Here is a 21,810-nt window from a genome sequence, read left to right on the forward strand (position 1 = left end):
GCGCCGTCGGGATGCCAAGCCTGCGTGACGGTTGCTTATGACAAGCTTAAGGATGGTATTTCTATTGCGTTTCCGGATTCGACTCGAAGCTGTCGTGGACGAGGCCGGGCTACACGCGAAGCGGCACGTTTTCGGCCACGTACACGAATGGTAAGATCGGTCGCATCGCTGATACCGGCGGCGAACGTCCAGGTGCAAAGCGGCGAGGACCATTCGATGTGCAATCATGCCGTGCAGTTTTATGAGAACGACTGGTTTCTGTGTGAACGCGTCGCCAACTTTATCCATGAGGCTGCCCAGGCTGGCGAACCGACTCTCGTCATCGTCACCCGCGCGCACCGCGAGGAGATCGAGCGGGTGCTCGGCAAAACCAGGGATCTCGCATCGGCCTCCACCACAGGTCCGTCCGACGTCGTCTGGCTCGATGCCGAGGCTACGCTGGACACATTGCTGATCGAAGGATGGCCGAACGCTGCTAGCTGCGACTCTGTCCTGGGTACGCTGATCGGCACGCTTTCCGGGAACGGCAAAGTTCCTGTCCGGGCGTTCGGCGAGATGGTCGCCATCCTGTGCGCCCGCGGAGAGTCCGGGGCGGCGCTGCATCTGGAGCAACTGTGGAACGATCTCGCACGCAAGCATGCATTCTCGCTTCTGTGCGCCTATCCCACACGCGTATTCAAAGGCAGCGAAGAGGCGCGCGCGTTTCACGCAATTTGCTCGGCCCATGACTCCGTTTTGCCGCCCGAAGCCTTCGTTGCGACGGCCGATGACGCCGTGCCCTATCAGCTGGCTGTCGCGGCGTGGCAGCACAAGACGAAGGCACTCGAACTGGAGATCGCGCGTCGAGCAGACATTCAGCGTGCACTCAGCGAGCTAAGCGCTCACCAGCACCGAATCCGGGAGAACGAGCGCAAGAGGATCGCCCGCGAGATTCATGACGAACTGGGTAGCGTTTTAACCGGCATCAAGGCATATGTCTCGGTTGCAGTCGATCGCGCGCGACGCGAAGGCAGCGCGCCCGATCCGCAACTGGTCGATGCCGCGCGATTGGCCGATGACGCACTCGACACCGTCCGCCGTGTAATCACCGAATTGCGTCCGACTGTGCTGGACGACCTCGGTATCTGGGTAGCGCTCGAATGGTATATCGAACAGATCGAAAAACAGACTGGATTGCCGTGCTCGCTGACGATCGATCCGAGGCTGAGCGCATCCGAGGTCGGTCCTGAACTCGGCACTGTGCTCTTTCGCATCATCCAGGAAGCGCTGACGAATGCGGTCCGGCATGCGCAGGCAAAATCGATGGTCGTGCGCGCGCAATGCGACGAGGCCTTCGCCGTCTTCGAAGTCTGCGACGACGGCAAGGGCATCGATGCCGTGCGACTGCTCGGCCAACACTCCTGGGGCATTGCCGGAATGCACGAGCGTGCGCGACACTTTGGCGGCGCGCTCACCATCGCGGGCGCGCCCGGCATGGGCACCACGGTGAGCCTGCGATTACCTCTCGAGACGTTGTATGACGGCTGAATCCGTTATCAGAGTATTGTTGGTCGACGATCATGCGGTCGTTCGCAACGGCGTTCGCCTGATGCTCGGAACCAGCGACGATATCGAGGTTGCCGGAGAAGCACAGACTGCCTCCGATGCCCTGCTGCTCGCCAGGACTCAGTCTTTCGACGTCGCGCTCGTGGATGTCGCGCTGCCTGATCGCAACGGGCTCGAACTGGTGAGGCCGTTGCGAGCGCAACAACCCACGCTGGCGGTGCTCATGCTCAGCATCTACGCCGAAGAGGTGTATGCGTTGCGCGCAATCAAGCATGGAGCGGCGGGTTATCTCACGAAGAGTGTGTCTGCCGAAACCCTCATCGCCGCCGTGCGCAAGGTTCATTCAGGCGGCAAATACATCACGGCCTCTCTCGCGGAACGCTTCGCCCAGCATGTCGGCGAGGCACTGGGACCGGCACACGAAACGCTGTCCGACCGCGAACTGGAAGTATTGAAGTTGATCGCGGGCGGCGAAAGCCTCGCCAATATCGCGACCACATTGCACCTGAGTCCCAATACGGTCACGACGTATCGAGCGCGAATCTGCCAGAAAATCGGCTTGAAGAGCAATGCACAATTGGCGCGCTACGCGCTCGAGCACGGCTTGCTCGTTTGAGCGGCTAAATTGAAGGCCCGCTGATTTTGTATTGATTCCCCTACACAACGTGTATTGCTTTCTTGCCTGTGCGCGCGGGGCACGAACGTCATACTGGTTCATCTTATTTCAGCTGGGTAGCGCTTTGGACGCTAGATCCCGCGACATGGACCAGACGCTGACGCCTCACGAACTCGCGACGCTGATTCGCCTTATTCGATCACCTGCCCAGGTTCAGATCGATTCGCTGGATTTTCGGGCACTTGCCCAGCGTGGCCTCGCGTGCATCGACACGATCGCGCAGAAATCAGGTCAGGCACGTGTTACCGCAACCGGCCACGCGCTGGCGAGACGGCTCGGCATGGTTTGGCCGGTTGCCTCGTGCAGAGCTGCGCGGTCAGAGTGAACAACGGTACGTGCATGCACATGCTTCGGGAGCGTCATCCAGTTAAACGACAATCTAACTGTGCGCTCCAAAGCAATCGTGACAATCTCAATTGCGCATTCGGAGATTCCAATGAGCGAGTCATGGATACCGATCGTCATCGGCATTGCGGTGATGCTGGTCGCGACAGTCTTGATCGCCCAGCATTATCGGCGGGAGCAGCGTCGGCAGCATAACTTGAGAAAGTGGCAAGAACCCTTTCAAGAAACATGGCGATGTCGTGAATCGCACCACCGCCGCTAGAAGTGGCACGGTACGACCGCTTCGCTCGCGGGCGCTCTCCGGCGCGGAGCCACGGTTCCCGAATCGGACGTTGCGTGCATAACCGCGACGCGGTTTGACCATCACAGACACGGACGAGAGACGCTTATGTCACGCGACTATCGTGAGGAGCAGGAATTGGCTCACATCCGGGCCATGATTCTGGAGCTCGAGCGCATGGCCGATGAATATCGCATTCAGCATAATGCGGTGTTGCAACCGGACTATTGGCGAGAGCGTATTGCGACGATTCTCGTCGATCCAGATCTGCCCTACCCGCTCGAGAAGCACGCCACCGAGCTTCTGAACCGTTTGGACCGGATCGCTTCAGCCCCTCAGCGGTCACATGCCGATTCTTCGAGAAGATGACCGTCAGGGCAAGAGCGTAAAACTTATGAGCGGACCAACTGGTGGAATTCATCAATCGCTTATATCGCGTAACACACTGTAACCACATCCGAGACCGTCTTCTCGACGATTACCGTTAAACTCCTCAAGGTCGTTCGCATGACGTTGATCGGGACGAGGGCTCTGCGCAGGCGAGTTCAGCCGTTATTAGCAGCATATTCGCGCACCATTCGTTCGATACGTTTCATTTCGTCGAGCATTCGCCAACGCGGCCGCTGGCGGTGAGCACCCCACCGCTAGCACGCAGTCCGCATCGGGGCCGTCCTGGACAAACGCGAACGATACGGCAACAGCAGTTCCGCCTCCGCAGACGGCAACGGACGGAACATCCGTCGCTCCAATATCGCAATAGCGATTTCTCATCGAATCAGATCAGGCCACGCCCTGAGCCCCACGATCGACAGGCTTCGTCGGCTCATCAGCTCAACCCGACGAGTCAAAGTCAGTAACGAGTCACGCACGGTCGCCGCAGGGAGATGGGTACACCTGTCAGGCGCCGACTAAATCACAGCACGTGCCGCTGGGAAGGCAATCGGCTTCGGACGCCCGCCCAGATATGTGCCGTTCGCCGCATTGGAGCTGGTAGTGAAACATTTCGGTCATCTTATCGTCGTCGCGCTACTTCGAACGCTTGCGATACTTCCCTACAAGTGGGTCGCGAGGCTGGGAAGCGCTGTCGGCGCGGCCTTATATGCGCTTCCCAGCCGCCGCAAACATATCGTTCTTGTCAACCTGCACTTGTGCTTTCCCGCAAGGTCGGAACATGAGCGCGATGAGCTTGCAAAAGATCACTTCCGGCATGTTGTCCGGAGCTATCTCGAACGCGGCGTTCAATGGTTTGGCAGCGCTGAAAAAATCAACAAACTCGTTCAGATCGAAAGCGCGATCGATCTCGACGACGTGAATGCCCCGCCCACGATCTTCATGGGGTTCCATTTCGTTGGTATCGAAGTTGGATGCCTGCATTACTCACTGAAGATGCCCGCTGCTTCGTTATATACGCACATGTCGAACAAGCGTCTTTGCGATTTGGCGCGACGGCAGCGCGGCCGATTCGGCGCCGAGATGATCGAACGTTCGACGAGCGCGAAGAAGATCGTGCGACTTCTTCAGGGAGGCAAACCCGTCATGCTTGCCGCAGACATGGACCATGGCATCGAAAACTCCGTGTTTGTGCCATTTTTTGGCATCCCTGCGTGCACGCTGACTTCTGTTTCGCGACTGGCAAAAATGGGCGGTGCGCGCGTAGTGCCATTCGTCACTGAAGTACTACCGAATTTCGAAGGCTATAAGCTGACCGTCTTTGCGGCGCTCAGTGATTTCCCATCGGGAAGCGACACGAATGATGCGCGGTGCATGAATGCGTTTCTCGAGAGCCAGATACTCAAGTTCCCTGCACAGTACTACTGGGTGCATCGACGCTTCAAACATCGTCCCGCAGGCATGCCCGCGGTATATTGATGAACGGTGCGGTGAATTCGCCGCCGCGCCCATAACATTCGTCATCGGTTTCGCTTGCCCGACGCATCGAGCGTGATGGAGCGCATTCGACGAAGCGCCTGTCATTGAAGCTGGAGCCGGGACGCTACGCGACGGACATGCATAAGTCCTTCGTCGTCGCGCGCTGAGACGATTCGAGTTACGTCGCGCTTCGCGAGGATATCGACGCGGGCAAGCTCTCCAGTCACGAGAGAACTCGAAAGCCGTAAAAGACTTCGCGCAACGGATGCGACGTAACCGAAGGGTTACGTCACATGCCGCCGCAGCCTGCGCAACGCGTCACTCGGTCAGGCGCGATATCTTCGTGCCTTGAAGCGAGGCGTCGGCCATCAGCCCGGCATTGGTCAGCACGAACGCTTGGACCGGCTTGGTTGCGGTCGTGGTGTCGACCATGCCGTTCGCACCCATCCTGACGAGCGCCACGGACGCATCCGCACCGGCCGACCAGCCGTCGGAGTTGCGGAATTTGCTGAGCGCGTCCTGCGTCATGAACAAAAAGATGAGCGCCTTCGATTGCGCGCCCGCCTGCAGGCCGAGCGAGCCTGAAGTGGTGCTGTAATAGCCGACGGTATGACCGCCCACGCGCAGCGCGCCTTTGCCATACTGCGCGCCGACCACGAGGCCAGCCTGGAGCACGGATGGGAACACGAGTACGCCGCTCGCCTTCGCGACCAGTTCGCGCGAGCCGCCTACCGTGGAATAGAGACGCTGCAAGGTGCCGTCGGCGTCGGCATCGATGGAGCGGCGCAGATCAGCAGCGCCCGCAGCCTGTTCGGCTCCTGTGTTTCTGTTCGCCGTGCAGCCGGCAAGCGCGAGGCCGCCCAGCGCCAGGACGGCGGTCGACTTGAGCACGAAGTTCCGTCGTTGCATCGTAGTTCTCCACGTTGAAATACGGGAAACCGCATAGATCCGGAGCGAAGGGCACGACCACTTATAACACAGCGTAGCGGATGGGAGTTTCGCGACGCGAAAAACTGAGGCGGGAAAAACTCGCCTTGCAGTGCACGCCAATAGCGAAAGAGTAAGACGAATGTGCGACATATCGAACCCTTAACGAACCTGATACTAACCGTAAAGGAATGCTTCGTTAAGCTCGGCTCACATCGCCCAGCAAAGCCGTGCCGCCGAACGATCAACTCGATATCGTCCCTCCAGGTGGCTTGCCCACCACTAAACAGCACGTCCACTGGCGGACCAGGCACTTCCGGTGATGGCTGGCGCCCAGGATGGGCACGTAAGCATCGTTTGTAGATCTAGATGTGGTCCGGTCTCCACCACGGCAGCATCGGAAAGGCAAGCTGCTCATTGCCAAACGGTCCTGTCTAAACTATGTTCCAGCGGACGCGCCAACTATTCCGGGAAGGATCGCAGAATGTTCACGAGACTAAAAGCGACGTTCCGCTACTTCAACAGCGTTGTGCCGTTTCGACTTGGTCCCGCGCTGATCACAACGGCTGTGTTGGTAACCCTGCTGCTGCTACCCGTGCCCGAGGGGCTGAAGCCCAAGGCGTGGGGCCTCGTCGCCATATTTCTGACAACAATCGTCGCGATTATTTTGAAGGTCATGCCGATCGGGGTCATGGCGGTGATGGCGATCGTAGTTCTCTCGCTGTCACAGGTGACGTCGACCTCGTCCAAGGGAGCCATCGCCGATGCGCTGACCGCCTTCGACAGCCCGCTGATCTGGCTGATCGTAGTGGCCATCCTGATCTCCCGCGGGCTGAAGAAGACCGGGCTGGGCAGCCGCATCGGTCTGATATTCATCTCGCTGCTCGGCAAGCGCACGGTAGGCATCGGCTATGGTCTGGCCGTTTGTGAACTGGTGCTCGCGCCGTTCACACCAAGCAATACCGCGCGCGGCGGGGGTATCGTGCATCCGGTCATGAAGTCGATCGCCAACGCGTTCGACTCGGATCCGGCCAAGGGCACCGAGGGCAAGGTCGGCACCTACCTCGCGATGGTCAACTATCACGCCAACCCTATCACCTCGGCCATGTTCCTGACCGCCACCGCGCCCAATCCGCTGGTGGTGGACTACATCGCCAAGGCGACCAACCAGAGCCTGCATCTGACCTGGACGAGCTGGGCGCTGTGCATGCTGTTGCCCGGCGTGCTATGCCTGCTCGTCATGCCACTCGTGATCTATGCGCTCGCGCCGCCGCAGCTCCATGCCACACCGAACGCGGTAGCGTATGCCCGCGCCGAACTGGCGAAGATGGGCCCCATGTCACCGAAGGAAAGAGTCATGCTGGGGACCTTCGCGCTGCTACTGCTGCTGTGGGCCGACGTGCCGGCGATGGTGTTCGGTCCGTCGTTCATCCTGGATCCGACCGTTGTGGCCTTCGTCGGCCTGTTTCTGCTGATCATCACCGGCACCATTGACTGGGACGATGTGCTGTCGGAGAAGAGCGCCTGGGACACGCTGGTGTGGTTTGGTGCGCTGATCATGCTGGCCGAGCAACTGAACAAGCAAGGCGTGATCACCTGGTTCTCGGAAGCCATGAAGAGCGCGATCGTTGCCAGTGGCATCGGCTGGGGCGCCACTGCCACGATTCTGGTACTGGCTTTCGTTTTTTCACACTACCTGTTCGCCAGCACGACGGCGCACATCAGCGCGATGATGCTCGCCTTCCTGACGGTTGGGGTTCATCTGATACCACCCGGATATGTGGCGCCGTTCATGCTGATGATGGCGGCCGGCTCGGCGATCATGATGACGCTGACCCACTATGCGACGGGCACGTCGCCGATCATCTTCGGTAGCGGCTACGTCACGATGGGAACGTGGTGGCGCGTCGGTTTTGTGATGTGTGTGGTGGAGTTGTTGATCTTCGCGGTGGTCGGTAGCCTTTGGTGGAAGTTGCTTGGCTTCTGGTGAAGCAGTGGGTTGTCAAACTTCTGCGTGCTGACTGCGACGAGGCAAGGGGTCTCGAACAGCCAGACGGCTCGGGGTCCGCCTCTGACCGACCCCGGTCTGATGGTGCGTCGCTGAACGGTTTGCGTCATTAACGCTTCCGTGTTGGTCAGCAGTCGAGCCACAACTGTCGTTCGTCGCGGCGAGCCTTCAATAGCTCAATCCTCCGAATGCAAGGCCGCCGATCCAGCGAACGCCGCGTCTGCGTGCAATGTCGCCAAGGACGAACGCGATCGCCAGAAAATCCAGCGCGTCGTTCACCCACACGCCCCACGCCCCGCGCCGCCACGAGCACTCGCCATTGCGACGCCGTGATGTCTCGATACCACGGTCCGGTGGATTCGGGAGATCCGACAACTTAAGAATCCATGCTCTCTACGTCAGATCCGACACAACCGACGGTAAGATGTAACCGGTATCATTTCACGGCATAATACGAAGCATCCATTCTCAGAGGATCTCCCTACGCTGCCAATTTTTCCAGCCTTGCGTGAGCAACATTAAAGTAATGTCTTGCCCAGCTTAATCCTGAAACCGCATACACCAGGAGGTCAAATGAATGAAGAGGCAAGCGCACCTGCCGAGAACCGAAGCCCGGACACATTAGCCGTGATCGGCTGCTCGAAGGTCGTAGCCGGAATGTGGCGCGTTCGCGAGTGGAACATGTCCGCCGCGGAGCTTAATCGCTACGTGCAGCAAAGCATGGCGTTGGGCGTCACGACGTTCGATCACGCCGACATCTACGGCGGCGGCGAGGTCGAAGCGCTGTTCGGCGATGCGCTGACGCAGACGCCGTCGTTACGCGACAGCATGCAGATCGTCAGCAAAGCGGGAATCAGGCCGCGCGGTTCATCTGCGGGTGCCGTCGGGGTCAAGCACTACGATACGAGTCGCGCCTATCTGCAAGCGTCAGTCGAGCGCTCCTTGCAGCGTCTGAAGACCGATCACCTCGATCTGTTTCTCATCCATCGCCCGGACCATCTGGCGAACAACGACGAGATCGCCGACGCGGCAGAAAGCCTTATACGGCAGGGCAAAATTCGCGCGTTCGGTGTTTCGAATTTCACGACGCGACAGTTCGATTCCCTTCGCGCCAAAGTACCGCTCGCGACCAATCAGATCGAGTTCTCCCCTTTTGAACTTCAGGCACTGGACGATGACGTTTTCACCGCACTGTCATCGGCAGCGGTGTCGCCGATGATCTGGTCCGCTCTCGGAGGCGGACGTCTTTTCTCCGAGACCGACGAACTCGCGCTTCTGCTTCGCCGCGAGCTGATCACGCTGGCAGAAAAGTACAACGCATCCTCCTGGGTTTCGATCGTCTATGCGTGGATCTTCACGCTTCCCTGTGCGCCCTACCTGCTCGTGGGTAGCCGACGCGTGGAGTCGTTGCAGCAGGCGCTCGACGGTCTTCGCATCACGTTGAGTCGCGAAGACTGGTACGCAGTCCTCGAAGCCGCTCGCGGGAAACCTGTTCCCTAAGAACATCGATGCGCGCGGAAGCGGTTACATTCCCGACAAGTAATGCACTTTTCCCGAGATTACCCTGATGGAGCTTCATCAACCGTGAAGCCATAATGAGACCGGTTACATTATATCGGGCAAGTAGGCTCCGCCCTCAGTCCGAATCCGAGAAACGCCATGCAACGAATCACCTCTGACGAAGCCGCGAGCCTGGTGCGGACGGGCGACACTCTGCTGATCAGCGGATCGGGCGCAGGGCATGCCGTACCCGAAGCACTGCTCGCGGCAGTCGGACAGCGATTCCGGAACGAACAACAGCCGCGCGACCTGACATCGATCAGCGTGGTAGGCATCGGAGACCGCATGTCGCTGGGCGCCGATCATCTCGCACAGGTCGGGCTGATCAGGCGCGCCATATCGGGCGCGCTCATCGACTCGCCGGGCCTGTTGAAGATGGCTGCAAGCGATCTGATCGAGGCCTACACGCTGCCGCAGGGCGTCCTCTCGCAACTCATGCGCGAAATGGCCGGGGGACGACCTGGATTGATCACGAAGACGGGCTTGCATACCTTCATCGATCCTCGCCAGCGAGGTGGCCGGCAAAGTCCGAGGACGGAAGAACAACTCGTCGAACTCATTCATCTCGACGGCGAAGAGTGGCTTCGCTTCAAACCGCTTTCCATCGATGTTGCATTTCTCCGTGGCACCACAGCCGACGAGGACGGCAATATCACCATGGAACAGGAGGCCGTGCTGGGCGAAATGCTCGCGATGGCACAGGCCACGCGCCGTGCCGGAGGCGTGGTCGTCGTGCAGGTGAAACGAATGGCACGCAGCGGCACGTTGCCGCCGAAGCAAGTAAAGATCCCGGGCATTCTGGTGGATTTCGTCGTGGTCGAGGCGGAACAGCGACAGACCTACGCCACCTACTACGATCCGAGTTATTCGGGCGAATTGCGCGTGCCGGTTGCCGAGATCAAGCCTATTGCGTTCGGCCCGCGCAAAGTGATCGTGAGACGGGCGGCGATGGAACTGTATCCGTCCGCTATCTGCAATCTCGGCGCCGGAGTCTCGACAGGCTTATCGACCGTCGCGGCCGAAGAAGGATTGCTCGATGCCGTCGTGCTGACGAATGAACAAGGGCTGATTGGCGGCGCGCCCATCACGGGCCGTGACTCGGGCGGCGCGCAGAACTTCGCCGCCATGATCGAGCAGACATCACAGTTCGATTTCTACGATGGCGGTGGCCTCGACCTCGCCTTTCTCTCCTTCGCGGAAGTCGACGCGCAAGGCAACGTCAATATCAGCCGCTTCGGCGACAAGATCGTCGGGGTCGGAGGCTTCGTCAATATCAGTCAAAACGCGAAACGCGTGATTTTCAGCGGCACGTTCACGGCCGGCGGGCTGGATGTGCAATGGACGCATGGCCGCGCGACTGTCGTTCGGGAAGGACAGCATCGCAAGTTCGTCAGCGCGCTCGAACAAATTTCCTATAGCGCTGCATTCGCAAGACAGCGCGGCAACTCCGCGCTGTTCGTGACGGAGCGGGCCGTGTTCCGGGCTGGAGAGGCGGGCCTTGAACTGATCGAGATCGCGCCGGGCATCGATCTCGAGCGCGATATCTTCGGGCAAATGGCATTCAGGACGCCCGTTGCTTCCGATGTGCGGGAGATGGACGTGCGACTCTTCGGCACCGGCCTCATGGGTCTCGCCGAGGACATGTCACGCAAGGAGCGACGCTATCGCTCCGAGCGGGTCGCCGAATGGTCACGCACGCATGGCTGACAGGTTCGCCAAGTTTCACGCTTTAGCGAACGCTTCAATGAGACAGCTTCCGCTCCATCACGCAGCGATCATATTGCTGGCGGTCGCCAGCTTGCTGGGACGCGTACGCAGCGGCCAGAAAGACGCGAGTTCCGTCGCGGCCTGCATGACCAACGGGGCCATCTCGGCGATACGGCTTTCCGTCATGCGCGCGCTCGGTCCCGCCACGCTGACGACGCCCAGCGCGGGGCCGCCGCTCTGTGGACGAATTGCCGCCGCTATCGCGCTCACGCCCGGCTCGCCTTCGTTCACCGCGATGCCGTATCCGCGACTCCTCGTCGCCTCGATCTCTTGCAGAAGCGCGTCCAGCGAACGGATGACGTTCGGGCCGTACTTCTCGGCATCGCCGAATCCGACACGCAGCACATTCTCCGCCGCTTGCTCGGTGGCCAAGGTAGCGAGCCACGCCTTGCCCGTGGCCGTCGCGTGCAGCGGAACGGTGTTGCTGCCCAGCGTGGGTTGATAGAGCAGCCCGCCCGTTGCGCCCTGCGCGTGCGCGACCCATGTCAGCGACGATCCGTCGACCACCGCCAACCGCACGAATTCGCGGGACTGGCCCGCCAGACGATCGACCAGCGGCTGGCAGATATCCGGAATGCCGGTGGCGACGAAAAATCGCTGCCCCAGAATGGCCAGCCGCATCGACAGTCGATAAAAACCGGTCTCCGCGTCCTGTTCGGCCCATCCGAGATCGACCAGAGTCGCGAGCAATCGATGGGCACCACTCTTCGGCAGATCCAGTCGCGTTGCGATCTCACCGAGCGGCATCGTAACAGCACCGTCCGCGAGCAATTCGATGATGTCGAGGCAGCGCTCTGCGGGAATATGAGCCATAAGATTACCGGTCAAAAAAAGAAACTACGTGCGTGCGACGAAGAAGTTCATGATGGCGTCGATCTGGCCGGAATGCATGTCGCGGCCATCCGCCCACTGACATCCATGATCGAGCGCCGCCTGAATGAAGGCGGTCGGCGTCGAGGACAGGACGACATCGCCGAACAACGTGTCTGACGTCACCGCACCCGGATCGCCCGGCAGTCCGTCGCCCGAACGCATGCCTACAGGCGACGCATTCACGATCATGTCGATAACACTGCGATCGTCGCTTGCGGCCTGCACATCGCATTCGGGAAACACCTTCGCCAACGACGCAACGAGCGATTGCGTCTGCCGCGGGTCCGGATTGACGATACGAATCGATTGCACGCCGGCGTTTGCAAGCGCGCATGCGATAGCGCTTCCCGCGCCGCCCGCGCCAAACTGCAGCACGCGCCGGCCGCGAACACGCGCGCCCTTCGCAAGAAGACCGCGAACGAAGCCTTCGCCGTCGAACATGTCGCCTGTCCAGGAACCGTCGGCCTCGCGCCGCAACGCATTGACGGCGCCAATGCAGGAGGCCGTCGGGCCGAGGCGATCCGCGAATGCCGCCACGCGCGCTTTCAAGGGCGCCGTGACAAGCAAGCCATCGAGATTGCCCAGGGCCATCAACGCCGGAATGATCTCCGCACATCGGTCGGCGGGCACTTGCATCGGGACCAGAACGGCATCGATGCCGGCGGCCGCGAACTGTTCGGTGTACACCTGCGGCGATCGCACCTGAACAATCGGGTCCCCGACGATGCAAAACAACCGGGTCTTTCCCGTGATGGTAGGCGCGCTCATCGCCGGGCGCCTCCATCGCGGGAATTATGCCACTTCGCAACGCGCTCGGATCGGTAGCGCCGTGCCTTGCCATGTACGTCCGCGCCGAGCCCCATGAGAGCGGGATTGAAGATTCGCGCATCCATTTCCTTGAGCGCCTTCGACACCGCCGGTCTGAATCCCATGTGCGCAATCACGTCGCGTTCCACATCGACGCCCGGTGCGATCTCGATCAATTCGAGCCCATGCTCGCCGATCGTGAATACCGCGCGTTCGGTGACGAAGAAAGCAGATTGACCCTTCGCGCGCGCCATCGACGCGCTGTAGCAGATCTGCTCGAGCTTCGGCACGAATTTCTGATGCCGCCCCTCTTGCCCGATGATCGTGCGGCCCTGCTCCCAGCCCACGTCGAGATCTCCTGCCGTCAAGGTCCCGCTGAAGACCATGCATCGGGCGTTCGCGCTGATATTGATGAAGCCGCCCACGCCGATGATCTTGTCGCCGAATCGGGACACGTTGACATTGCCCTGCGCATCGACCTCTGCGAACGAAAGGAACGCGACGTCGAGTCCGCCGCCATCGTAGAAATCGAACTGCGCGGGCTGCTCGATCATGGCGGCGAAATTCTGGCCGCCTCCGGAATCTCTTCCGGTAATCGGCGCGCCGCCGATGATCCCCTGTTCGTTGGTCAGATAGACCGCGTCGAGCAAACCCTCTTCTGCGGCTATCGTTGACAGGCCCGTCGAAATTCCCGCGCCGAGATTGCAGATCGCGCCCGGAAAAAGCTCCATCGCTGCACGTCTGACGATGACCTTGCGGGCACTGAACGGCAAAGGCTTGATGCCTTCCACCGGAATCCGCAGTTCGCCGGAGTAGCTCGGGTCATAGTACGTCGCGTAGGTCTGACGCTGCTCGGCATCCACAACCACGAAATCCACCAGAATGCCGGGGATCTTCACCTGCTTGGCCGGCAAGGTTCCGCGTCTGGCCATCCGCTTGACCTGAACGATGACGATGCCACCCGCGCGGCGCGTCGCCTGCGCCATCGCGAGCATTTCGCCCAGGACCGCTTCTTCTTCCATCGTGACATTGCCATCTTCATCTGCCGTCGTCCCGCGAAGGAATGCGACGTTGACAGGCACCGGCTTGAAGAAGAGCCACTCCTCGCCCGCGAGATCGACGACTTCGACGAAACCCTCTGGCGTACACGGGCTCTGTCGCGCACCTTGCTGACGCGGATCGACAAACGTATGGAGTCCCGTCTTTGTCAGAAGACCGGGCCGCCCGGCGGCCATGTCGCGCATCAATTGCGAAAGGACGCCTTGAGGAAACGTGTAGGCTTCGATCTTGTTTTCGGCGGCCAGACGCACCAGACCGGGCGAGTCGACCAGCGCGCTCGTGATCGCACGATGCAACAGGCCCTCGTGCGCCAGATGGCTTGCACCCAGTGCCGCGCGGTCTCCCACGCCCACTACGCTGACCGACGTGAGTCCCTGTGGCTTGCTTTCTTCGAGAAAGCGCCGCTCCACGGCCGCAAGCAACGCCTCCGGCACCGAATGCCCCCCGCCCGATCCGCTGATGAGGATCGCGTCTCCGTCCTCGATCAGCTTCGCCGCTTCGTCTGCAGTTATTCGTTCCATGATCCGCCCAGTCTTTCGTGATCGATCACTGTTCGCCCCAACGCAGAACGCGCTGTTCCTGCACACCGAGCCCGTCCACGCCGAGCCGCATGACATCGCCAGGCTTCAGATAAGCCTCCGGCTTCATGCCCAGACCGACGCCCGGCGGCGTGCCGGTGGTGATGATGTCGCCCGGCAGCAGGGCCACGTACTGACTCACGTCGGAAAGAATCTTCGCGATCGAAAAAATCATGTCGCTGGTCGATGAGTTCTGGATGCGCTTGCCGTTCAATTCGAGCCAGAGCCCGAGGTTCTGCACGTCGGCGATCTCATCGGATGTGACGAGCCACGGACCAATGGGTCCGAAGGTGGGAAACATCTTTCCTTTCTGCCACTGGCCGCTTCGTTCGAGCTGGAACTCGCGCTCCGACACATCGTTGCAGATGAAATAGCCCGCGATGTAATCGAGCGCCTCGGACTCGTCGACATAATGAGCGCGCTTGCCGACGACGAAGGCAAGCTCCACTTCCCAGTCGGTCTTGGTCGAGCCTTTGGGAAGAAGCACCGGGTCGTTCGGACCGGACACGCATGACGGCGCCTTGCTGAAGATGATGGGATCCGTCGGGATCGGCGCGTTCGTTTCGATAGCGTGCTGCACGTAGTTCAGGCCGATGGCGAGGAACGTCCCGGGTTGCGCGACGCAGGCCCCAAGACGCGTATCGGCTGCGACGACCGGAAGGCTCTGCAAGTCGATCTCCCTCAACTGCCGCAGGCCATCGCCCGCGAAAAACGCAGGGTCGAAATCCTTGCAATGGTCGCCGAGGTCGCGAATCTGACCTTGCGCGTCGATGATGCCCGGGCGCTCCTGGCCGGGTTGCCCGTGTCTTACGAGTTTCATTCGCAGTCTCTCTTGAGTGGTCCAGCGTTCAAATGTCTGCCGGAGCATTGGCCAGCCGGCAGATTTCCATCGAATACGTTGTGCCGTCGGGGCGCACCGTCACACCGAGCGCTTCGAGCTTCCGGGCGTCGAGCAGATGACGCGCGCTTTCGGCCGCTTCCGGTGTAGTGGTTTCGACGAGTACGACCCAGGCAGGCACGTCGAACTCACGCGTGCTCGACTCGGCGGTGTCGATATGGCTGCCGGATTGATCGGCCATGTAGAGATGGCAGGCGACGACGCTCGTCAACGCGGCGGCACGCGGAAACACGTCGGTGCACAGATATGTCTTCATCGCTTCGGCCCGCGCCGCGGGCACATCCAGACGCAATGCGAGCACGTAACCGCCGCTGCTCGACCCGACCGAATGCACGATCCGGCATACCGCTCTCGATGTATTGCGGAAGTACTGCAGCGTATCGACCGTTGCGGGCGTCGGTGTGTTCAGGCGTTCGAGATAAGCTGGCGACACCACCACGTTCAGATCGACTGCCTCGTACATGGTCAGCCACTCGGGCGAGTGACCCGAGCGGACATATCGGCGTCCGCGCCGGAAGCCCGGAATCGAAAGCCTTTCGGGGATGTGCTCCTTGTCATGCCACTCGTAGAACTTGTCGCGGCCTTCGGACACCACATCGTTCCAGACGAGAACCGCGCCGTCGCCGAGCAAGGCCGAGTCAGCCGCTTGCGCGTTTTCGGTCATGCCGATTTCCAGATTCATTTCACTCATGATCTTGGCTTACCCTTAATGGCCCTTGAACGAAGGTGGGCGCTTGGAGAAGAACGCATCCACACCTTCATGCAGGTCGCGGCTGTCGAATATCTTCTGGAGCGCCACGGTCGACATCGACAAGCCCGCATCGAGCGGGAAATCCTGCGCGGCATCGACGAGTTCCTTGGCGAGGCGATTCGACACCGGCCCGCGAGCGGCGATGGTTCCGGCAAGTTCGAGCGCGGCATCCAGCGCGGTTCCGTCATCGGTCACGCGATCGACCAGACCCCACGACAGCGCCTGCGCGCAATCGATCGTTTCGCCGGTGAACAACATCAGCTTGGCTCGCGCCGGGCCGACAAGGCGCGTGAGTCTCAGCGAACCGCTACCGGCGAGCCCGCCCAGACGCGATTCGGTGAGGCCCATCGCCACGCCGTTTCGCGCCACGCGCAGATCGCAAGCCAGGGCGAGTTCGAGACCGCCGCCGAGCGCTGCGCCGTCGATCGCCGCGATGGTCGGCATCGGCAGGCGCGCCAGTTGACGCAGCACCATGTCTTCGAAAAGGATCTTCTTTTCGCTGGCCTGCTCGCGAATGCGCGCGAATTCCTTGATGTCGCTGCCCGCGCAAAAGGCGCGCGACTGACTTCCATGCAGAATCACACAACGGATATCGCGCATCGCGGACACAGCCGAGAACGCCTCGTTCAACTCGCGCAACAGGTCGGTCGTGACCAGATTCAGCGGCCCGTGACTGATCCCCACGGTGGCGATAAAACCGTTCACCTCGGTCGTGACCAGGCGGCTAAAGTGTTCCGTTGCTGTGCTCATGTCGTCCTGTCGCTTTGCCTTCGATTACCAGATTTACGATGCCGCCGACGTGGCCTTGGGCACCTCGATGCCATGCAGCACGCCCATGCGTTCGAAATGCCCGTAGATGCGGTCGACGTAGGCCGCGAACTCCGGCGCGTCGCCGAGCACGATGGGTCGCGGACGCGGCAGATCGACCGTAATCTCGTCGACCACCTCGCCGGGGTTCGGGCTCATCACGAAGATGCGGTCCGACAATCCCACCGCTTCTTCGACGCTGTGCGTAATGAACACGACTGTCGGGCGGCGACGCAGCCACAGCGCCTCGAGATCCATCCGGACCTGAAGCCGGGTCAGCGCGTCGAGTGCGCCGAATGGTTCATCCATCAGAATGACGGACGGATCGTGAACCAGCGTCCTGACGAGCGAGACGCGCTGCCGCATGCCGCCCGACAACTGCCGCGGATACTTCTGCATCGCGTGCGTCAGACGCAATTGCTCGAACAGTTCTTTTGCACGTGCCTCGATCTTCTTCTTCGGCAGCCCGCGAATGTCGGCCTGCAGCATCACGTTTTCGAGCGCCGTTCTGAATTCGAGCAGCAAGTGATCCTGAAACGCGATCCCGACATCGGTGATCGGCTTCGTCACCGGCTTGCCGTTGACCAGAATCTCGCCCTGACTCTGCTTGAGCAGACCCGCGACCATCAGCATCAAGGTGCTCTTGCCGCATCCGGAAGCACCGACGATGGAGACGAACTCGCCCGGCTGAATGTCGATATTGACTTCCTTGAGCGCCTGAAACGGCTTGTCGCTGTCTTCGCCGAAGGTCTTGGCGATGCGTCGGATACTGATCGGTACGCCGGACTTCGTCGCAGCGTCCCGCTGTTCCGCAACCTGATTACTCATGACTTGCGCTCCTCGCCGCTCGCGGCGGACGAACTACTTGCTGCGACAGCAGAAAGGGGAACCTTGGACACCAGCAAGGCTTTTTTGCCTTTCTGAACGACCCGGTTGTCCTGATCCACGACGGAGACATCGAAGGTCGCGATGGCTTGCGTCGGCCTCGACTTGCTCTCGCGAAGCCCACTGATCTCGTAGTTGACGAAGATCGTGTCGCCGACAAAGATGGGATTGAGGAACTTCCATTCGTTGATCCCGAGAAACGCGATCGCGGTCTCGCGCAACTCGCCCGTGCGCGCCCACATCAGGCCGTGCGCATAGGCGAGCCCGAGCATGCCGTGCGCGACGCGGCGGCCGAACTGGCTGGCTTTCGCGTACACATCGCTCGTATGAAGTTCGGAGAAGTCACCCGTGAGACCTGCGAACCCGACCAGGTCCGCATCGGTGATCGTTCGTCCGGGGCTGCGAAATTTCAATCCAACTTCGAGGTCCGAGTAACGCAGTCCCATGTTTCGCTGTTCAGTCATGACAGTCCTTTAGTCACTTCTTTAGTCACTTGCACGCACGCATGGCCGACGTCGGCGGAAGGAAGTCGTTCGTGTAGTACGACTTCGGATCGCGACCCGCGGGCAACAGACCGACCTGCGACAACAGATCCTGCGTCTTCACCCATTGCGCGTCTTCCGCCTTGCCCACGTACTTCGCGCCGCCGCTGCAGAAGAGCGGCGTGATGGCCGCAAGCTCCGCCGTTGCCGTCTTCTCCGACAGATTCGGGAAGACCGCCTTCAGATCCTTGATTGCCTTGGCCGGGTTATCGAGCGCGAAGCTCCAGCCTTTCAGGCTCGCGGCGACGAATTTCTTGACGACATCGCTGTTGTCCTTGAGATAGGTATCGTTCGCGAAGATCGACGTGCTGACGGTCGGCACGCCGTAGTCCGCGAAGCGAAAGTTGGTGAGCTGCGCGCCTTGCGCTTCCAGCTGGATCTGATACGAATCGATCGATCCGAGAATTGCGTCGACTTGTCCCTGCAACAAGGTCGGGACCATGGACGTCAACGGCATGTTGATCAGATTCACTTCCGATTCCTTCAGCCCGTTCGCCTTCAGGAAAAGCGGCAGCATCGTCGTTTGAGACGAACCGGACGGGACGCCCACCTTCTTGCCTTTGAGGTCGTTGATCGAGTTGATATTCGTCTTCTTCAACGCCGAGACTTCGTTGGGATTGGATTGATAGACTGTCGAGATGACCTTCATCGGCGCGCCCTTCGCGATGAGCTGACTCACCGCGACGGCATCGGCGTAGGCCAGCTGCACGCGATTCGCGGCCACGAGTTGAGCCGTATTGCCCGATCCATTGCCTTCGATCAACGTGACGTCGAGGCCCGCTTCCTTGTAGTAACCCTCGGTCAGCGCCGCGGCAAACCCCGCATTCGAACCCCCTGCGACCCAATTCAGCTGGAAGGTGACAGGCGTCGCTGCGACGGCGGCACTCACTCCAAGAGCCAACGCTGACGACACAGCGCTCGCGGCCAGCGTACGGCTGATAAAACGAAGCATCTTCTTAGTCTCCAAAGGTGTTGGTATCGGCCACGGCGACATCGGGCCAATCGCTCTTTCGTTCTCGACGTCAGTTTTTATCGCGTTGCCAGGGTGTCATCGCCCATTCGGCGAATTCGACGATGTAGTTGATGGCAATGCCGATGAAGGTCAGCACGGCGATCACCGCGAAGGTCAGGCCGATGTCCATCGTGCTGGTCCCCCGGAGCAGCACATAGCCCAAGCCCTTGTTCGCGCCGACGAACTCGGCGACGATCGCGGCCGTGGCGGCGATGGTGGCGGACGTCTTGATGCCGGAGAAGATGACCGGCAGCGCTGAGGGAAGGCGCAGATAGCGGAAGGTTTGCCACGAGCTCGCGCCCATGGATTGCGTCAGATAGAGCAGACGATTGTCCAGAATCTGGAAGCCGCTGACGCTGGCCAGCAGCAAGGGGAAGAAGGTCATCAGGACGGTGAGCAGCACCTTCGACTCGATGCCGAAGCCAAGCCAGACCAGGAACAGCGGCGCCACTGCGATCTTCGGCACGAGCTGGAGAAACATGAGCGGCGGATAAACGACCTGTTTTGCAAGCGGCGACAGCGCGATGACGAGCCCTACCGGGATCGCAGTCACGATCGTCAATCCGAAGCCCCAGACAATCTCCGTTACTGTGACGATCGAGTTGCTCCAGAGCTGCGGATATTCCTCGACGAGCCGTGAGAAGACCAGCCCGGGACCCGGCATGAAGTACGCGGGGATGTCGAAGAGGCGCACCGCCGCCGCCCAGATCGCGATGATGGCCACGAAGGTCAACGGCGGAAGCAGATTCCAGCCGAGCCGCCTGATCTTGCGCATTCCGGCGGACGGACGTGGCTTGGGGCGTTCGGCCGCTCCCGGTTGCCCTCCGTTCCCGCTTTGCAGGCCATCGACCTGCCGCGACGATAACTTCATTGACATCTGTGTCTCCTTCCGCGAGTGAAGTGCAGCGATCGTTCAAGCATTTTTTTGGCAGCACGGGCGCGCCGATCCGAGCAGCGTCTCGTGCCGGATAAGACATCAAGATCTTACGACGTTCGTTGATTGAACTCTATTCAATCTTGGATGAAAGCTATGTAGGGAATTTCCCGGATCGGGGGTGTGAGCCGCGCCAGCATTGGAATTGGCGTCCTTTACGCGGGTATACCCGGGTATCGAATCCGGCTTTTGGATCCATTTGAATGAGGCGTCTCAACCTGCCGTAGGCCTGATGCGGACACCGCGCCACGTCGCGAAATGCGGCATCGCGAGGGTCAGCGGGATCACATGCGCGGCGCGCAAACTGTTCTGTTTGCCGCGAGGCGGCCGAACGGATGCTTCATGGTTCTCGTGAGTGCAACCATATCTGTAGGTGTACTATGCAAAGGTCTTCGCTTAAGAGCGGCGTGACGAAGAAAGGCGTTGATATAATCGGTCACCTCGCGCGAATCCGACCATCCCCACGCATGGCGAAGAGCAAACCAATATCAGCAGAAGCGGCCGAACCGCACGCGCCCGGCAAACGGTCGCGCACCTCGGGGGTGACCTTGCGGGACGTCGCTCGCTTTGCCGGCGTGTCATCGGCGACCGTTTCCAGAGTGATGAACAATCCGACGGTCGTCTCGGACGAGTTGCGCTCCCGCATCATGGTCGCGATCGATCATCTCGGCTGGGTGCCGCACGCCGCAGCGCGAGCACTTGCAACTCACCGGACCGGAACAATCGGGGCAGTTTTCCCGACGCTGGCGAATGAGCATTTCGCTTCAGCCATACAGGCGCTCCAGGAATCGCTCGAACAGGCTGGATACACGCTTCTGCTCGGTTGCTCGGAGTACGACCTCGATCGCGAATATCGACAAGTCAGAACCATGCTCGAACGCGGAGTCGATGCTGTCGTACTGGTGGGCGAAGCTCATCATCGAGATCTGCAACCCCTTCTATTGCAGCGTCGGATTCCGTTCGTCAACACATTCGTTTATCGGGAAAACAGCGATGCGCTTTGCGTGGGTGTAGATAACCACCGCGCATTCTTCGACTTCGCGACTTATCTCGTCGGTCTGGGGCATCGCCGTTTTGCGATGCTGTCGCAGCACACCGATACCAACGATCGCGCGCAGGCCCGACGTGAAGGGGTGCGCGATGCGCTTGCAGAGCACGGATTGGGAATATCCGCCGCTCACATGGTCGACGGCGTGTGGGGCGCGCGCGTCGGACGGCAACTCTTTTCGAAAGTGATGAACACGCCGCAGCCGCCGACCGTGGTGATTTGCGGCAACGGTTCGTTTGCAATGGGCGCAATGCTCGAAGCGATACAGCAAGGCTACAAGGTTCCCGGCGACCTGAGCATTGCCGGATTCGACGATTTCGAGCTCATGTCCGAGCTACCCATACCGATTACTACCGTCCGTGTTCCGAGCGCTGCAATCGGAACAAATGCTGCAAAGATGATTCTTTCCGAGCTTTCAGAACCGGGTACCGCGCGAACCGTTGAACTGGAGGCCGAGTTGATCGTGAGAGCGTCATCGGGCGCGCCACCGAAGGCCCAGAAGAAGCGTACCTGAGCGCTGCTGCTTCGCCTCTTCGTTGGTGCGCTCGGCCAGTCAGCGGATCGAGGCCCGAGGAACTCGACATCGCTCGAAGCTCTATCGTCCAGATTCCACGAAGACGATAGTCGACCCCCTTCACC

The 21,810-nt window shown here is 60.4% G+C and carries 22 protein-coding genes; 10 read left to right on the forward strand and 12 right to left on the reverse strand.

Going from position 1 to position 21,810, the window contains the following annotated elements:
• The first annotated feature begins 216 nt into the window (after window positions 1-216).
• The 6 genes from IAG25_RS03050 (at window position 217) to IAG25_RS03075 (ending at window position 4,715) form a co-directional block, all read left to right on the forward strand.
• On the forward strand, window positions 217-1,527 hold the full coding sequence (locus IAG25_RS03050) for an MEDS domain-containing protein (protein WP_187603455.1): 1,311 nt from the start codon (window positions 217-219) through the stop codon (window positions 1,525-1,527).
• A complete protein-coding gene (locus IAG25_RS03055; protein ID WP_187603456.1) occupies window positions 1,517-2,161 on the forward strand; it encodes a response regulator in 645 nt (214 codons plus the stop codon). Before IAG25_RS03050 ends, IAG25_RS03055 begins: the two co-directional genes overlap by 11 nt.
• A 145-nt stretch (window positions 2,162-2,306) precedes the next feature.
• Window positions 2,307-2,546: a hypothetical protein gene (locus IAG25_RS03060; RefSeq protein WP_187603457.1), complete on the forward strand. Its 240-nt coding sequence runs from the start codon at window positions 2,307-2,309 to the stop codon at window positions 2,544-2,546.
• A 111-nt stretch (window positions 2,547-2,657) separates the two neighbouring features.
• On the forward strand, window positions 2,658-2,828 hold the full coding sequence (locus IAG25_RS03065; RefSeq protein WP_187603458.1) for a hypothetical protein: 171 nt from the start codon (window positions 2,658-2,660) through the stop codon (window positions 2,826-2,828).
• A 126-nt stretch (window positions 2,829-2,954) separates the two neighbouring features.
• Window positions 2,955-3,215, forward strand: a complete 261-nt coding sequence (locus tag IAG25_RS03070; protein WP_187603459.1) for a hypothetical protein — start codon at window positions 2,955-2,957, stop codon at window positions 3,213-3,215.
• A gap of 624 nt (window positions 3,216-3,839) precedes the next feature.
• A complete protein-coding gene (locus tag IAG25_RS03075; RefSeq protein ID WP_187603460.1) occupies window positions 3,840-4,715 on the forward strand; it encodes a lipid A biosynthesis lauroyl acyltransferase in 876 nt (291 codons plus the stop codon).
• Window positions 4,716-5,033: 318 nt separating this feature from the next.
• Here IAG25_RS03075 and IAG25_RS03080 read toward each other — a convergent pair whose 3' ends face one another.
• Window positions 5,034-5,624 (reverse strand): BPSL1445 family SYLF domain-containing lipoprotein, encoded by a 591-nt coding sequence (locus IAG25_RS03080; protein WP_187603461.1) that lies wholly within the window; start codon window positions 5,622-5,624, stop codon window positions 5,034-5,036.
• A 502-nt stretch (window positions 5,625-6,126) separates the two neighbouring features.
• Here IAG25_RS03080 and IAG25_RS03085 point away from each other — a divergent pair.
• A complete protein-coding gene (locus IAG25_RS03085) occupies window positions 6,127-7,632 on the forward strand; it encodes a DASS family sodium-coupled anion symporter (RefSeq protein WP_187603462.1) in 1,506 nt (501 codons plus the stop codon).
• A gap of 186 nt (window positions 7,633-7,818) precedes the next feature.
• Here IAG25_RS03085 and IAG25_RS03090 read toward each other — a convergent pair whose 3' ends face one another.
• Window positions 7,819-8,025, reverse strand: a complete 207-nt coding sequence (locus IAG25_RS03090) for a hypothetical protein (protein WP_255503480.1) — start codon at window positions 8,023-8,025, stop codon at window positions 7,819-7,821.
• A gap of 198 nt (window positions 8,026-8,223) precedes the next feature.
• On the opposite strand from IAG25_RS03090, the gene IAG25_RS03095 reads away from it, so the two are divergent.
• Complete coding sequence (locus IAG25_RS03095) at window positions 8,224-9,150, forward strand: aldo/keto reductase (RefSeq protein WP_187603463.1); 927 nt, start codon at window positions 8,224-8,226, stop codon at window positions 9,148-9,150.
• A gap of 159 nt (window positions 9,151-9,309) precedes the next feature.
• Window positions 9,310-10,917 carry an acyl CoA:acetate/3-ketoacid CoA transferase gene (locus IAG25_RS03100; protein WP_187603464.1) on the forward strand — a complete coding sequence of 536 codons (1,608 nt, stop codon included), beginning with the start codon at window positions 9,310-9,312 and terminating at the stop codon, window positions 10,915-10,917.
• 57 nt (window positions 10,918-10,974) lie between these two features.
• On the opposite strand, the gene IAG25_RS03105 is transcribed toward IAG25_RS03100, so the two are convergent.
• The 10 genes from IAG25_RS03105 to IAG25_RS03150 all read right to left on the reverse strand — a co-directional run bounded on the left by IAG25_RS03105 (window position 10,975) and on the right by IAG25_RS03150 (window position 20,060).
• Entirely contained in the window at window positions 10,975-11,790 is an 816-nt protein-coding gene (locus tag IAG25_RS03105) for an IclR family transcriptional regulator (protein WP_255503481.1), read from the reverse strand.
• Between the two features lie 24 nt (window positions 11,791-11,814).
• Window positions 11,815-12,618: a shikimate dehydrogenase family protein gene (locus IAG25_RS03110; RefSeq protein WP_187603466.1), complete on the reverse strand. Its 804-nt coding sequence runs from the start codon at window positions 12,616-12,618 to the stop codon at window positions 11,815-11,817.
• Entirely contained in the window at window positions 12,615-14,237 is a 1,623-nt protein-coding gene (locus tag IAG25_RS03115) for an acyl CoA:acetate/3-ketoacid CoA transferase (protein ID WP_187603467.1), read from the reverse strand. Before IAG25_RS03115 ends, IAG25_RS03110 begins: the two co-directional genes overlap by 4 nt.
• A 25-nt stretch (window positions 14,238-14,262) precedes the next feature.
• Complete coding sequence (locus tag IAG25_RS03120; RefSeq protein ID WP_187603468.1) at window positions 14,263-15,114, reverse strand: fumarylacetoacetate hydrolase family protein; 852 nt, start codon at window positions 15,112-15,114, stop codon at window positions 14,263-14,265.
• Window positions 15,115-15,142: 28 nt separating this feature from the next.
• On the reverse strand, window positions 15,143-15,883 hold the full coding sequence (locus IAG25_RS03125; protein WP_187603469.1) for a hypothetical protein: 741 nt from the start codon (window positions 15,881-15,883) through the stop codon (window positions 15,143-15,145).
• 15 nt (window positions 15,884-15,898) lie between these two features.
• Window positions 15,899-16,693, reverse strand: a complete 795-nt coding sequence (locus tag IAG25_RS03130) for an enoyl-CoA hydratase/isomerase family protein (protein ID WP_187603470.1) — start codon at window positions 16,691-16,693, stop codon at window positions 15,899-15,901.
• A gap of 33 nt (window positions 16,694-16,726) precedes the next feature.
• Entirely contained in the window at window positions 16,727-17,578 is an 852-nt protein-coding gene (locus tag IAG25_RS03135; RefSeq protein ID WP_187603471.1) for an ABC transporter ATP-binding protein, read from the reverse strand.
• Window positions 17,575-18,099, reverse strand: coding sequence for a MaoC/PaaZ C-terminal domain-containing protein (locus IAG25_RS03140; RefSeq protein WP_255503482.1), 525 nt, complete (start codon window positions 18,097-18,099; stop codon window positions 17,575-17,577). The genes IAG25_RS03135 and IAG25_RS03140 overlap by 4 nt, the downstream gene beginning before the upstream one ends.
• Before the next feature lie 25 nt (window positions 18,100-18,124).
• On the reverse strand, window positions 18,125-19,066 hold the full coding sequence (locus IAG25_RS03145; protein WP_309243913.1) for an ABC transporter substrate-binding protein: 942 nt from the start codon (window positions 19,064-19,066) through the stop codon (window positions 18,125-18,127).
• A gap of 133 nt (window positions 19,067-19,199) precedes the next feature.
• Window positions 19,200-20,060: an ABC transporter permease gene (locus IAG25_RS03150; protein WP_255503484.1), complete on the reverse strand. Its 861-nt coding sequence runs from the start codon at window positions 20,058-20,060 to the stop codon at window positions 19,200-19,202.
• A gap of 530 nt (window positions 20,061-20,590) precedes the next feature.
• Here IAG25_RS03150 and IAG25_RS03155 point away from each other — a divergent pair.
• The gene (locus tag IAG25_RS03155; protein ID WP_187603474.1) at window positions 20,591-21,685 is read left to right on the forward strand and encodes a LacI family DNA-binding transcriptional regulator; all 1,095 of its coding nucleotides are present in this window, start codon (window positions 20,591-20,593) and stop codon (window positions 21,683-21,685) included.
• Window positions 21,686-21,810 lie beyond the last annotated feature (125 nt).

Origin of the sequence: Caballeronia sp. EK (assembly GCF_014384845.1) — a bacterium.
GTDB classification, from domain to species: Bacteria; Pseudomonadota; Gammaproteobacteria; order Burkholderiales; family Burkholderiaceae; genus Caballeronia; species Caballeronia jiangsuensis.

What these genes read in the sequence shown, in the direction of transcription:
- IAG25_RS03105 (WP_255503481.1), bottom strand. Translation starts at nt 11,790, where the DNA reads ATGGCTCATATTCCCGCAGAGCGCTGCCTCGACATCATCGAATTGCTC.
- IAG25_RS03095 (WP_187603463.1), top strand. Translation starts at nt 8,224, where the DNA reads ATGAATGAAGAGGCAAGCGCACCTGCCGAGAACCGAAGCCCGGACACA.
- IAG25_RS03115 (WP_187603467.1), bottom strand. Translation starts at nt 14,237, where the DNA reads ATGGAACGAATAACTGCAGACGAAGCGGCGAAGCTGATCGAGGACGGA.
- IAG25_RS03125 (WP_187603469.1), bottom strand. Translation starts at nt 15,883, where the DNA reads ATGAGTGAAATGAATCTGGAAATCGGCATGACCGAAAACGCGCAAGCG.
- IAG25_RS03050 (WP_187603455.1), top strand. Translation starts at nt 217, where the DNA reads ATGTGCAATCATGCCGTGCAGTTTTATGAGAACGACTGGTTTCTGTGT.
- IAG25_RS03085 (WP_187603462.1), top strand. Translation starts at nt 6,127, where the DNA reads ATGTTCACGAGACTAAAAGCGACGTTCCGCTACTTCAACAGCGTTGTG.
- IAG25_RS03130 (WP_187603470.1), bottom strand. Translation starts at nt 16,693, where the DNA reads ATGAGCACAGCAACGGAACACTTTAGCCGCCTGGTCACGACCGAGGTG.
- IAG25_RS03055 (WP_187603456.1), top strand. Translation starts at nt 1,517, where the DNA reads ATGACGGCTGAATCCGTTATCAGAGTATTGTTGGTCGACGATCATGCG.
- IAG25_RS03080 (WP_187603461.1), bottom strand. Translation starts at nt 5,624, where the DNA reads ATGCAACGACGGAACTTCGTGCTCAAGTCGACCGCCGTCCTGGCGCTG.
- IAG25_RS03065 (WP_187603458.1), top strand. Translation starts at nt 2,658, where the DNA reads ATGAGCGAGTCATGGATACCGATCGTCATCGGCATTGCGGTGATGCTG.
- IAG25_RS03155 (WP_187603474.1), top strand. Translation starts at nt 20,591, where the DNA reads ATGGCGAAGAGCAAACCAATATCAGCAGAAGCGGCCGAACCGCACGCG.
- IAG25_RS03135 (WP_187603471.1), bottom strand. Translation starts at nt 17,578, where the DNA reads ATGAGTAATCAGGTTGCGGAACAGCGGGACGCTGCGACGAAGTCCGGC.
- IAG25_RS03140 (WP_255503482.1), bottom strand. Translation starts at nt 18,099, where the DNA reads ATGACTGAACAGCGAAACATGGGACTGCGTTACTCGGACCTCGAAGTT.
- IAG25_RS03120 (WP_187603468.1), bottom strand. Translation starts at nt 15,114, where the DNA reads ATGAAACTCGTAAGACACGGGCAACCCGGCCAGGAGCGCCCGGGCATC.
- IAG25_RS03070 (WP_187603459.1), top strand. Translation starts at nt 2,955, where the DNA reads ATGTCACGCGACTATCGTGAGGAGCAGGAATTGGCTCACATCCGGGCC.
- IAG25_RS03110 (WP_187603466.1), bottom strand. Translation starts at nt 12,618, where the DNA reads ATGAGCGCGCCTACCATCACGGGAAAGACCCGGTTGTTTTGCATCGTC.
- IAG25_RS03100 (WP_187603464.1), top strand. Translation starts at nt 9,310, where the DNA reads ATGCAACGAATCACCTCTGACGAAGCCGCGAGCCTGGTGCGGACGGGC.
- IAG25_RS03060 (WP_187603457.1), top strand. Translation starts at nt 2,307, where the DNA reads ATGGACCAGACGCTGACGCCTCACGAACTCGCGACGCTGATTCGCCTT.
- IAG25_RS03150 (WP_255503484.1), bottom strand. Translation starts at nt 20,060, where the DNA reads ATGAAGTTATCGTCGCGGCAGGTCGATGGCCTGCAAAGCGGGAACGGA.